The organism is Corynebacterium sp. 32222D000AT, from assembly GCF_053546955.1.
In genome coordinates, this window is record NZ_JBPPVW010000004.1 from 38586 (window position 1) to 51301 (window position 12716).

Annotated in this window: 10 protein-coding genes; 8 read left to right on the plus strand and 2 right to left on the minus strand. The window is 66.1% G+C overall.

All coding sequences use genetic code 11. The annotated features are described in order from the left end of the window. Positions 1-3 precede the first annotated feature (3 nt). Complete coding sequence (mfd, locus tag ACEE23_RS03300) at positions 4-3660, plus strand: transcription-repair coupling factor (protein ID WP_368521104.1); 3657 nt, start codon at positions 4-6, stop codon at positions 3658-3660. Between the two features lie 401 nt (positions 3661-4061). After that, the gene (gene adhP / locus ACEE23_RS03305; protein WP_368521008.1) at positions 4062-5087 is read left to right on the plus strand and encodes an alcohol dehydrogenase AdhP; all 1026 of its coding nucleotides are present in this window, start codon (positions 4062-4064) and stop codon (positions 5085-5087) included. A 123-nt stretch (positions 5088-5210) separates the two neighbouring features. On the opposite strand, the gene ACEE23_RS03310 is transcribed toward adhP, so the two are convergent. Next, complete coding sequence (locus tag ACEE23_RS03310; protein WP_409338174.1) at positions 5211-6710, minus strand: amino acid permease; 1500 nt, start codon at positions 6708-6710, stop codon at positions 5211-5213. A gap of 69 nt (positions 6711-6779) precedes the next feature. Here ACEE23_RS03310 and ACEE23_RS03315 point away from each other — a divergent pair, with 69 nt between their 5' ends. Next, a complete protein-coding gene (locus ACEE23_RS03315; protein ID WP_368519539.1) occupies positions 6780-7391 on the plus strand; it encodes a MazG nucleotide pyrophosphohydrolase domain-containing protein in 612 nt (203 codons plus the stop codon). A 14-nt stretch (positions 7392-7405) separates the two neighbouring features. On the opposite strand, the gene ACEE23_RS03320 is transcribed toward ACEE23_RS03315, so the two are convergent. Then, positions 7406-7828 (minus strand): hypothetical protein, encoded by a 423-nt coding sequence (locus ACEE23_RS03320; RefSeq protein WP_368519540.1) that lies wholly within the window; start codon positions 7826-7828, stop codon positions 7406-7408. A gap of 233 nt (positions 7829-8061) precedes the next feature. Here ACEE23_RS03320 and ACEE23_RS03325 point away from each other — a divergent pair, with 233 nt between their 5' ends. The 5 genes from ACEE23_RS03325 to ACEE23_RS03345 all read left to right on the plus strand — a co-directional run bounded on the left by ACEE23_RS03325 (position 8062) and on the right by ACEE23_RS03345 (position 12692). After that, positions 8062-8838, plus strand: a complete 777-nt coding sequence (locus ACEE23_RS03325; protein WP_368521106.1) for a lytic transglycosylase domain-containing protein — start codon at positions 8062-8064, stop codon at positions 8836-8838. Positions 8839-8966: 128 nt separating this feature from the next. After that, positions 8967-10244: a phosphopyruvate hydratase gene (gene eno / locus ACEE23_RS03330; protein WP_448871965.1), complete on the plus strand. Its 1278-nt coding sequence runs from the start codon at positions 8967-8969 to the stop codon at positions 10242-10244. A gap of 168 nt (positions 10245-10412) precedes the next feature. Then, entirely contained in the window at positions 10413-11066 is a 654-nt protein-coding gene (locus ACEE23_RS03335; protein WP_368519542.1) for a septum formation initiator family protein, read from the plus strand. A gap of 46 nt (positions 11067-11112) precedes the next feature. After that, entirely contained in the window at positions 11113-11658 is a 546-nt protein-coding gene (locus tag ACEE23_RS03340) for a DUF501 domain-containing protein (RefSeq protein WP_448871968.1), read from the plus strand. 62 nt (positions 11659-11720) lie between these two features. Then, positions 11721-12692, plus strand: a complete 972-nt coding sequence (locus ACEE23_RS03345; RefSeq protein ID WP_448871970.1) for a Ppx/GppA phosphatase family protein — start codon at positions 11721-11723, stop codon at positions 12690-12692. Positions 12693-12716: the final 24 nt, after the last annotated feature.

Genomic DNA, 12716 nt, shown 5'->3' on the forward strand with positions numbered 1-12716 from the left:
GCAATGCTGGCCGGCCTGCTCAAGGTCGTTGCCTCCGATCCGAAGCTGAAAGGCCTGGCGGCCCAGGTGGGGGAGCGGGCCCTCCACATCACCGGCATTGACCAGGCGCGCCCCTGGGCGATCGGCACGCTGGCCAACCAGGCGCCGGTGCTGGTGGTCACCGCGACGGGCCGCGAGGCGGAGGATTTAAGCGCCGAACTGGCCGCCATGTTGGGCGACGCCGTGGCCTATTTCCCGGCCTGGGAGACACTGCCGCACGAGCGTCTAAGCCCCGGCGTGGATATCATCGGCCGCCGCGCGCAGGTCCTCGACCGGCTGGCACGCGGCGACGTGCGCGTGGTGGTCACCGCGGCGCGCGGTTTTAGCCAGCCCATCCTCAAGGATGTGGAAGGCCGCGCGCCGATCCACTTCGCGGAGGAGGAAGAGCACGACCTTACTGCGCTCGTGGAGGCCCTGGACTTTAAGGCCTACCGCCACGTGGACATGGTCGCCCGGAAGGGCGAATACGCCATCCGCGGCGGGATCCTGGACGTCTACCCGACGACGCTGGATTACCCCGTGCGCGTGGAGTTCTGGGGCGACGAGATCACTGATATCCGGAAGTTCTCCGTGGCCGATCAGCGCACCATCCCCGAGATCGAGGTCGGCGCCGTCGACGTCTATCCCGCCCGCGAGCTGCCCGTGACTGACGCGGTCGCGCAGCGGGCCGGGGAGCTGGCCCAGAAGCACCCGGGCAACCCCGCCCTGGTGGAGCTGCTGACCAAGCTGGGCGAGAAGATCCCCGCCGACGGCATGGAGGCGCTCCTGCCGGCGCTCAGCGATGCCCCGATGGTCCCCCTGACCGACTTCCTGGACGCGGGCGCCCACGTGGTCCTCGTGGCGCCGGAGAAGATCCGCACGCGCATCTCTGACCTCGTCGACACGGACGCGGAGTTCATGGCCGCCGGCTGGGAGGCCGTCGCCATGGGCGCCGACGGCCCGCTGGCCACGGAGGGCCTCGACCTGTCCGCGGCCAGCTTCCGCGACTACGACGAGCTCTCGGACCTGGTCACCGACTCCGGGCGCCCGCTGTGGACCTTTGCGCCGCCCGGCATGTTCGCCGCCGACGAGGCGCAGACCCTGCCGCTGGAGTTCGAGCCCGGCCCGACCCCGCGCGGGGATCTCAAGGCCATTGACCAGATGATGGCCGAGCTGCTGGCCCACACCCAGGCCGGCGGCCGCGCGGCTTTTATCGCGCCCGCCCACGGCGCCATCAAACGCATGGTCGACCGCTTCGCCGAGAAGGGGATCCCCACCGAGGTCGCCACCCCGGGCTGGGAGCCCAGCCCCGGCAAGGTCACCCTGTACCAGGCGCTCAGCCACGCCGGGCTGGTCTTCCCCAAGGTGCGCAAGCTCAAGGACGCGGAGGCCCTGCCGCTGGTCGTCATCACGGAAACCGACCTGACCGGTAACCGTGTGGGCGATATCGCCGGTGCCAAGCGCCGCCCGGCCAAGCGCCGCAACAAGGTCGATCCCCTGGCGCTGAAGCAGGGCGATTTCGTCGTGCACGAAACCCACGGCATCGGCCGCTTCCTCAAGATGGCCGAGCGCACCATCAAGGCCGGGGACGAGACCTCGCGGCGCGAGTACATCGTGCTGGAATACGCCGCTTCCAAGCGCGGCCAGCCGGCGGATCAGCTGTGGGTGCCCATGGACTCGCTGGACCTGCTGAGCAAGTACACCGGCGGCGAGGCCCCGAAGCTGTCCAAGATGGGCGGCTCGGACTGGAAGAACACCAAGAAGAAAGCCCGGGCCGCCGTGCGCGAAATCGCCGGCGAGTTGGTGCAGCTCTACGCCAAGCGCCAGGCCGCGCCCGGACACGCCTTCGCGGAGGACTCGCCCTGGCAGCAGGAGATGGAAGACAACTTCCCCTTCGTGGAGACCGAGGACCAGATGCTGGCCATCGATGCCGTCAAGCACGACATGGAATCCACCGTGCCGATGGATCGCGTCGTGGTGGGCGATGTCGGCTACGGCAAGACCGAGGTCGCCGTGCGCGCGGCCTTCAAGGCCGTCCAAGACGACAAGCAGGTCGCCGTCCTCGTGCCGACCACGCTGCTGGCCCAACAGCACTACAACACCTTCGCCGAGCGCATGGCGGGCTTCCCGCTGGAAATCCGGGTGCTCTCCCGCTTTACCACCCAGAAGGAGGCCAAGGAGATCATCTCCGGCCTGGCGGATGGCACGGTCGACATCGTCATCGGCACCCACCGCCTGCTCCAGACCGGCGTGTACTGGAAGCAGTTGGGGCTCATCATCGTGGATGAGGAGCAGCGCTTCGGCGTCGAGCACAAGGAGCACATCAAGGCGCTCAAGGCCTCGGTCGACGTGCTGACGATGTCCGCCACGCCTATCCCGCGCACCCTGGAGATGTCCATGGCTGGCATCCGCGAGATGTCCACCATCCTCACCCCGCCGGAGGACCGGCACCCGGTGCTGACCTACGTCGGCGCCTACGAGGACAAGCAGGTCGCGGCCGCCATCCGGCGCGAGCTGCTGCGCGATGGCCAGACCTTCTTCATCCACAACAAGGTCGCCGACATCGAAAAGAAGGCGCGCGAGATCCGCGAGCTCGTGCCGGAGGCCCGCGTGGTGGTCGCCCACGGGCAGATGCCCGAGGAAGTCCTGGAAAAAACGGTGCAGGGCTTCTGGGACCGGGAATACGACGTGCTGGTGTGCACGACCATCGTCGAGACCGGCCTGGACATCGCCAACGCCAACACCTTGATCGTGGAAAACGCCCACCACATGGGCCTGTCCCAGCTGCACCAGCTGCGCGGCCGCGTGGGGCGCTCCCGCGAGCGCGGTTACGCCTACTTCCTCTACCCGAAGGGTGCCACACTCAGCGAGACCAGCTACGACCGCCTGGCCACCATCGCCCAGAACAACGACCTGGGCGCCGGCATGGCCGTGGCGATGAAGGACCTGGAGATGCGCGGTGCCGGCAACGTGCTGGGCGCCCAGCAGTCCGGGCACATCGCCGGGGTCGGCTTCGACCTCTACGTGCGGCTGGTGGGCGAGGCTGTGGAGACCTTCAAGGCCCTGGCCAAGGGCGAGACCCCGCAGGTGACCGACGAGGCCCCGAAGGAAATCCGCATCGACCTGCCGGTGGACGCGCATATCCCGGAGCGCTACATCAACTCCGAGCGCCTGCGCCTGGAGGTCTACCGCAAGCTCGCGGCCTCCCAGGACGATAAGGACCTGCGCGCCGTGCGAGAGGAGATGGAGGACCGCTTCGGGCCCGTGCCCACCGAGGTCCTGCGCCTGCTGGCCGTCGCACGGCTGCGCCACCAGGCGCGCCGGGCGGGGATCTCCGACGTCACGGTGCAGGGCACCCGCCTGAAGTTCCACCCGGTCGAGCTGCCTGATTCCAAGCAGGTGCGCCTCAAGCGCCTGTACCCGGGGTCGAATTACCGCGCCGCGGCCCAGGCTCTGCAGGTGCCTTTCCCGAAGGCGGGGCGGAACGTTACCTCGCCGCAGCTGCGCGATACCGAGCTGGTCCAGTGGGTGGCCGATTTCATCTCCGCCATGTTCGACGTGGACAAGATCGACGTCACCGGCGACGACCCGGGCAAGCCGAAACCGAAGGACAAGAAGAACGTCATTTCGGTGGGACAGTAGCCGCGCTCGCCGCCTACGCGGCACGCTTCCCCCGTCAGACTATTTAGTTTGGCGGGGGGGTAAGTTTTTCCCTTAATGAAAATTGGCACCATGAGCAGGGCGTGCAGTAGATCACTTTAAGTCATTAATAGTGTTATCGGGCATAACATTGGGTAAAATTGGGCTCGGCCCTGGTTCGCCTCAGGAACTACTTGGGTGGGTCCACACCACGCGGTGTTAACACTGTTCTTCGCAGGTTTCGCACGTGGGGTAGGGCCCTAGCGTGGCCCCTTCGCCACTTCTACGCTGCTGGTTAAGGCACTTGCGCCGGTACGTATGACATCCAGTCGAAGATGCCACGGGTTGACTAGTTCAAGTGGACTGCCTGGGGCAGTGAGCAACGTAGAAAGGAACCAACCGCCATGTCAGATCAATTCCGCGCCGCGGTGGTCGAAGAATTCGGCCCACGGCTTAACCTCGAAGACATTGACCTGCCGGAGCCCGGCCGCAACCAAGCGCTGGTCAAGAACATCGCCTCGGGCATCTGCCACACCGACGTCCACGCCGCTGGCGGCGACTGGCCCGTCAAGCCGGAGCCGCCCTTCGTGCCTGGACACGAGGGCGTCGGCGAGGTCGTCAAGCTGGGGCCGGGCGAGCACGACGTCAAGGTAGGCGACATCGTGGGCAACGTGTGGCTCTGGTCCGCGTGTGGCACCTGCGAGTACTGCCGTACCGGCCGGGAAACCCTGTGTAACGAGGCCGAATACGGCGGCTACACCGTGGATGGCTCGTTTGGCCAATACATGCTGGTCGACACCCGCTACTGCGCGCGCATCCCGGAAGGCGCCGATCCCATCGAGGTAGCCCCCATCCTGTGCGCCGGCGTGACGGTCTACAAGGGCCTCAAGGAGGCTGAGACCAAGCCGGGTCAGTTCATGGTGATTTCCGGAATCGGCGGCCTCGGCCACGTGGCCGTGCAGTACGCCGTGGCCATGGGCATGCGCGTTATCGCGGTGGACATCGCGGACGACAAGCTCGAGCTCGCCAAGAAGCACGGCGCCGAGTTCGCGGTCAACGCCAAGGACCAGGATCCGGCTCAGGCCGTGGAGGAATACACCCAGGGCGGCGCCCACGGCGTGCTCGTGACCGCGGTCCACCCGCAGGCCTTCGGTCAGGCCATCGGCATGGCGCGCAAGGGCGGCACCATCGTCTTCAACGGCCTTCCCCCGGGAGACTTCCCGGCGCCGATCTTCGACATCGTCTTCAAGGGCCTGACCATCCGCGGATCCTTGGTCGGTACGCGTCAGGACCTGGAAGAGGCGCTGGACTTCTACGCCCGCGGCAAGATCAAGCCGACCGTCACCGAGGTCAAGCTGGATGACGTCAACGACGTCTTCGATGGCCTCATCAACGGCGGCGTGGACGGCCGACGGGTTATCCGCTACTAGCCGCGCCCTGAGCGCTAGCTGCTAGCTAGCCCGCGAAAACCCACCGAAAAAGCCCGGTTGCTGCATTGAGAGCAACCGGGCTTTGCCGCGTGCCTGGGCCGTGTGGTCTTTAAAGCGGCGCTGCTAGCTCAGGGTGAGCGAGCCGGTGCTTAGCCCCCAGATGGCAATGGCGGCGCCGATGGTCACGACGACGACCACGCCCCACTCGAAGGCGTTGAAGACGCGCTCGCGCTTGTACAGACGGGTGCCGACGTAGGGAATCATGCCCGGGATGACCGCCAGAGCTCCCAAGAGTACGTAGACCGGATCGGCGGCGTAGATGAGCCAGACCGAGTAGATGAAGGCCACCAGCGCGATGGCGAAGTGGCGGCGGTTGTCCCGGCGACCGACCTCGGGCCCGGAGATATCGAAACGCACCCCGGCGTGCGGGTGGTTCAGGCCCTTGCCGCGCACCGTGAGCAAGAGCAGATAGAACGCGGAGAAGATATAGGGCAGCAGGTACATGATGGTCGCCAGCTGCACCATGGCGTTGTAGGAGGTCTCGTTCAGGTAGAAGATGATGATGAAGACCTGGATGACCGAGGTGGAAATCAGCTGCGCGGCCCAGGGGGCGCCGGCTACGTTGACGGTGCCAATGCGGCGGGGGATGAGGCCATCGATAGCCATCATCACGATGGGCTCAGCGCACAGCATCTGCCAGGAGACATAAGCGCCCAGCACGGACAGGCACAGGCCTAGGGAGATGAGCGCGCCGCCCCACGGGCCGACCACGGCGGTAAGAACCGAGGCCATGGAGTTGTCCGGCAGCGCGGCGAGCTCTTCCTGGCTCAGCACGCCGAAAGATAGCGTGGATACGGACACCAGCAGGGCGAGGACGGAGAAGAAGCCGACGACCGTCGCGCGGCCGACGTCGCCGCGGGTGCGGGCCTGCTTGGAGTAGACGGACGCGCCCTCCACGCCGATGAAGACCCAGACGGTAAACAGCATGATGCCCTGGACCTGCTCGAACAGGCTGGCTTCGGAGGCCCGGCCCCAGAAGTCGAAGGTGAACTTGTCCCAGCTGAACCCGAGGAAGGCGACCAGGACGATGAAGGCCAGGATGGGGACCAGCTTGGCCACGGTGGTTACCAGGTTCATGAAGGCAGCCTGCTGGATGCCGCGGGCTAGCACGGCGAAGATGAGCCACGTCATGGCCGAAACGGCCAGGGCGGAGGTCCACTGGTGGTCCGCGTTGAAGAACGGGATGTAGTGGCCGACAGTGTTGAAGAAGAGGGTGGCGTAGCCGACCTGCGCCATGACAGAGCCGAGCCAGTAGCCCCAGCCGGAGGTGAAGCCGATGAAATCGCCCAGGCCGGCGCGCACGTAGGAATACACCCCGGAGTCGAGGTTGGGCTTGCGGTGCGCCAGGATTTGGAAGACGAAGGCGACTGACAGCATGCCGACGCCGGCGATGAGCCAGCCGATGAGCATGGCGCCCGGGCCGGCCACGGAGGCGATGTTTTGCGGCAGGGAGAAGATGCCCGCGCCCACCGTGGAGCCGATAATGAGCGCTACCAGCGTCCATAGCGTCACGGAGTGGGAGCGGCCCGTCGCTGCCACCACCGGGGAATCTTGATTAGTCACCCGTTAAAACTATCGTGTATACCGCCCGCAAGGGAATTCAGCGAAGACGACCCCCTATACTCGGGGTCTATGACTGTCCTGCTGCTCGATGAACGTTGGCCCACCCTGATCCCCATGCAGGCGCACGGCCGGCTTGCCGGCCCGGTGTCTTTCACCAGCGAAGTTCCCGTGAAGGTGCGGTGGAATTTCTCCGATCTGGTAACCGGGGAAACGCCCGAGGGCCTGCTGGTGACCACCGACGACAACGACCCGGAGGCCCGACGCCGGATTGCGGCGGGCGAGGCGGTCATCGAGGCGGAGTCGCGGCAGGACCCGGTCGGCCAGGCGCAGCGCGTGATGACGCGGGCGTTGCACATCGGGGAGTGGGAGCGGGCGCAAACGCACACCAGCCTGCTGCCGTATCTGGAGGAAGAATCCGCCGAATTCGCCGAGGCGGTGCGCTCCGGCGCCGCGGAAGCAGAGCTCTGCGCCGAGCTAGGCGACGTCTTCCTGCAGGTGCTCTTCCATGCCGAGATCGCCAGCCGCCGGGGTGCTTTCGAATTCGCGGACGTGGCGGCCAGCTTCGTGAACAAGATGCGCCAGCGCAGCCCCTACCTCTTCGACGGCACACGCACGGTCGTGCCGAGCGAAGAGCAGGAGCGTCTCTGGCGGGAGGGCAAGGCGCGCAGCCGTCGCTCCTAGCTGCTCAGTTCTACCTAGGCGCCCTGGCGCAGGGTAGAGGACAGCAGCGGGAGGTAGTCGCCCAGCTGGGAGGACAGGCCGGTGCCGCCGGTGAGCAGGGTGTCCTGCTTAACGATGCCGCACTCCAGGGCGCGGTCGGCGGTCTCGCCGGCGAACTTGGTGGCGGCCAGCTGAATGGGCGAGAAGGTCTGGCCGTTGGGGTTGAGCTCGCGCAGGTTGCGCGAGAGCTGGTTGCGGGTGGTCTCCGGGGTTAGCAGCTCGCCGGAGGTGGTGGCATCGATAGCGTGCAGGGTGGTGCGCAGGGTGTTGCAGTCGGCGCCCTTGATGAGCTGGGAGCCCAGATCCAGGATGGACGGGGCGGCCTGGGCCGCCGGGGCCAGGGCCAGGGTCAAAGCGGTAGCTGCCGCGGTCGCAGCGGCGGTAAGGCGAGAACGCATGAGAAAAGTCCTTTGGGGTGAGAAGAGAGGTTAAGGAAAAGGCCGGGGCCCGGCAGCTGGCCGGGTAGAGCCCAGATAGAACATAGCCGAGAAGTTGTTACAAAAGTTAAAAGAGTGACAAATGTTGCAAATTTGTGACCCTTTCCGCCGGTCGCGGCGCCCTCATGTCGCAGTTCGCCCCGGGCGATAGCAGGCCGGTAGGATATGACCTCGTGACTCAACGGACGGGCAAGATGGCACTGAGGGGATGCGGCTGCGCCGCGGTCCTCGCCATCGTGCTGATCGTCGCGCTGGTGGGCTGGTCACTGTCCTTTTTGGGGGCGCCCTCGCCCGTACGCAAGCTCGACCCAGTGCCGGACAACGTTCCGCCGCAATCCCCGGCAGAAGTCGCCGACATCAACGTCCACGCCCCAGGGCGCACCGCGGACAAGTTGACCTACTGGGCCCAGGATCTGTCCGAGCAGACCGGGATCCCGGCCCAGGCGCTGCGCGCCTACGGCAACGCAGAGCTTATCGCCCGGGATTCCTGGCCGGGCTGTAACTTGCGCTGGAACACGCTGGCCGGCATCGGCTACGTGGAGACCCGGCACGGCACCTACTCGGGCAACTGGTTCAAACCGTCCTCGCTGGATGACAACGGCTACCCGCAGCCGCCCATCGTCGGCATCAGCCTGGACGGGACCAACAACACGGCCGAAATCCCGGACACGGACAACGGCGAATTTGACGGCGATACCGAGTACGACCGGGCCGTCGGCCCAATGCAGTTCATCCCCGAGTCCTGGAAGCGCGTCGGGGTGGACGCCAACGGGGACGGGCACCCGGACCCGAACCAGATCGACGACGCCGCGGCCGGGGCGGCGAAATTGTTGTGTTTGGACGGACGTGACCTTTCGCACGAACAGGGGTGGGTCGCTGGTGTGCTCGCCTACAACCAATCGGGGGAATACGTGCGGAAAGTCGCCGCTGCGGCCAATTCTTATGCCATCGGCCAACCGGCTACCAGCTAGGGCGGGCATCCGGCTTGGCGGATATGGCCACGCCGCGGGCAAGTTTTCGGTAAAAATGGAAGCTAGGTAGGCGTCCCATGTTTTCGGGGCGCGCCCACATCTAACCTCTAGAGGAGTGAATTTCTAGCATGGCCGATATCCTGCACGTATTCGCACGCGAAATCCTGGATTCCCGCGGCAACCCGACCGTGGAGGCGGAAGTTTTCCTGGATGACGGTGCCCACGGGCTCGCCGGCGTCCCGTCCGGTGCTTCCACCGGTGTCCACGAGGCCCACGAGCTGCGTGACGGCGACGACCGTTACCTGGGCAAGGGCGTGACCAAGGCGGTCGAGAACGTCAACGAGGAGATCGCTGATGAGCTGGCCGGCTTCGTGGCCGATGACCAGCGCCTGATCGACCAGGCCATGATTGACTTGGACGGCACCGAGAACAAGTCCCGCCTGGGCGCGAACGCCATCCTGGGCGTGTCGATCGCTGCCGCCAAGGCTGCCGCTGAGTCCGCTGCGTTGCCGCTGTACCGCTACGTCGGTGGCCCGAACGCGCACATCCTGCCGGTGCCGATGATGAACATCCTCAACGGCGGCGCCCACGCTGACTCCGGCGTGGACGTCCAGGAATTCATGATCGCCCCGCTGGGCTTCGACTCCTTCGCTGAGGCCCTGCGCGCCGGCGCCGAGGTCTACCACGCCCTCAAGTCCGTCCTGAAGGACAAGGGCCTGTCCACCGGCCTGGGCGACGAGGGCGGCTTCGCCCCGTCCGTCGGCTCCACCAAGGAGGCCCTCGACGTCATCGTCGAGGCCATCGAAAAGGCCGGCTTCACCCCGGGCAAGGACATCGCCCTGGCCCTCGACGTTGCCTCCTCCGAGTTCTACCAGGACGGCAAGTACCACTTTGAGGGTGGCGAGCACACCGCGGAGGAGATGTCCAAGGTCTACGAGGAGCTCATCGACGCTTACCCGATCGTCTCCATCGAGGATCCGCTGCAGGAAGACGACTGGGAGGGCTACACCGCCCTGACCGCCGCCATCGGCGAGAAGGTCCAGATTGTCGGCGACGACTTCTTCGTCACCAACCCGGCCCGCCTGCAGGAGGGCATCGACAAGAAGGCCGCCAACGCCCTGCTGGTCAAGGTCAACCAGATCGGTACCCTGACCGAGACCTTCGACGCCGTGGACCTGGCCCACCGCAACGGCTACCGCACCATGATGTCCCACCGTTCCGGCGAGACCGAGGACACCACCATCGCCGACCTGGCTGTCGCCCTGGGCTGCGGCCAGATCAAGACCGGCGCCCCGGCCCGCTCCGAGCGCGTGGCGAAGTACAACCAGCTGCTGCGCATTGAGCAGGAGCTGGGCGACGCTGCCGTCTACGCCGGCCGCTCCGCCTTCCCGCGCTTCAACGGCTAAGTGCGGCTGAATCCTTAGCTTCGGCCCCGGGCATCCCCGGGGCCGTTTCTCGTCTGGGGGCTTCGCCAGGCTCCGGGGGCGCGGTCTTAAACTGCGTCCCTTTTTTAACACTCGCCCCGCCGCGCCGTTGCTGCGTGATGGGGCGGTCACGCTAGGATAGTGGCCTATATGGCACGCGAGAAGAAAACCCCCAGCAAGCGGCGCACCACCGTACCGGTAGCGTCGCGCTCTGCGGGGCGCTCCGGCCGGTCCACCGCGCGCCCGCGCCCCAAGGCAAACCGGAAGCCGGACCGCCTGGATGTCGCCGGCTTTACCGTCATCGTCGCCGTGCTGGTGGTGGTGCTGGCCGCCATCGCCGTGCCGCTGCGCAACTTCTACCAGGGGCGCTCCGAAATCGCGCGGCTGAACGAGTCCATCGCCGCGAAGGAAGCCGAAAAGGCGCAGCTGCAGGAAGAAATCGACCACTACCAGGACGAGGACTTCGTCAAGCAGGAAGCCCGTCGGCGCCTGGGTGTCATCGAACCGGGGGAGACCGCCTACCGAATCCTGGACCCGCAGATGAGCCCGGATCACTCGGTGACCACGGGCAAGGACGCCGTGGAGGAAGACCAGCCGTGGTACGCGGTGCTGTGGGACTCGCTCTCCGAGGGCGAAGAGCCGCGTTCGGTGGTTTCCGGTGGGCCGAAGGACACGGGAGCTAACCAGGACGAGACCTCCGAGGGGCCGGTCTCCTCGGCCGTGGAAGAGGCCATCGAGGAATCCCATAACTCCCCGGAGCAGCCGGATCCCGTGGACCAAGGCGCGGATTACGCGCCGCAGTAACGCCCCGCGCTCACGCCGGTGGGGTGTTCGTGAGACAATAGCGTCTATGACCGTGACAGATAAGGACCTCGCCACCGTCGGCCAGCAACTGGGCCGTACTCCGCGGGGTGTGCTGGAAGTTTCCTACTACACCCCGGACGGCCAACCCGCCGTCATCAAGACCGCCCCCAAGCTGGAGGACGGTACCCCGTTTCCCACGCTGTACTACCTGACGGATCCCCGCCTGACCGCGGAGGCCTCCCGCCTCGAGGTCGCCCACGTCATGAAGTGGATGGAAGCGCGACTGGCTGACGAGGCCGACTTGGCCCGCGATTACCGCGCCGCCCACGAGCACTACCTGGCCGAGCGCAACAAGATTGCCGACCTGGGCACTGATTTCTCCGGCGGCGGGATGCCCGACCGCGTCAAGTGCCTGCACGTTCTGATCGCCTACGCGCTGGCCGAAGGCCCCCAGCACTTCCGCCTGGGGACGGAGGCAGTGGCGCTGGCCGCCGAGCACGGCGAACTGCGCGGCAGCGCCATCCCGGATGAGTGGCCGAGCGTGGCCGACCTGGGCATCGATATGGAACAGTTCGACTTCTCCAATACCTAAACCTGGCCCATAACCTCCTCGTTTACCCGCTCGAACAACTCGCCTAAGGACACGACACCAGCATGACTCGCGTAGCAGCAATCGACTGTGGCACCAACTCCATCCGCCTGCTTATCTCCGATGTGCAGCCCGGCGGCAAAGTCAAGGATGTAACCCGGACTATGGAAATCATCCGCCTGGGCAAAGGCGTGGACGCGACCGGGGAAATCTCCCAGGAGGCTTTGGGCCGCGCCCGCGACGCGCTCGAGCAATTCGTCCAGCAGATGAAGTTCGAGCAGGTCAAGAAAGTGCGGATGGTCGCCACCTCGGCGACGCGCGATGCGAAGAACCAGCAGGAATTTTTCGATCTGACCGCGGAGCTCCTCGGCGAGATCGAACCCGGAGCCTGCGCGGAGGTCATCACCGGGGAAGAGGAGGCGCGGCTGTCCTTCAACGGCGCGGTTAGCGACTTGGCTCCGGAGCGCGCCCCGTTCTGTGTGATCGACTTGGGCGGCGGCTCCACGGAGTTCATCGTCGGCGACGAGGACGGCGCCATCGACAGCTCGCACTCGGCACAGATGGGCTGCGTGCGCATCACCGAGCGCATCATGCCCTCCGATCCGCCGTCGGAGACCGAGATCGAAATCGCCAAGGACTTCGTCGCGGACAAGATGGAGGAAGTCTCCCGGCTCGTCAACGTCGATAAGGCCCAGACCTTCGTGGGCTGCGCCGGCACGTTTACCACCCTGTCGGCCCTGGCCCAGGGGCTGGAGCGCTACGACGCCGATGCGATCCACGGCACCGAGCTGCGCTTCGACGCCCTGCGCGTGCTTTTGGACCAGCTCATGCACACCCCGGCCGATGAACGCGCCCTGAACCCGGTGATCCACCCCGGCCGTGCCGACGTCATCGGCGGCGGCTCAGTGGCGGTCGAGGGGATCATGAACCTCATCGAGAAGCACAACGATGCCCGCTCCTTCGTCGTCTCCGAAAAAGACATCCTCGACGGCATCATCGCTGGCCTCGTCGCCGGCATGGATGCCACCGACAGCTAGCCCTTCGCAACGGAGCCTAGGCAA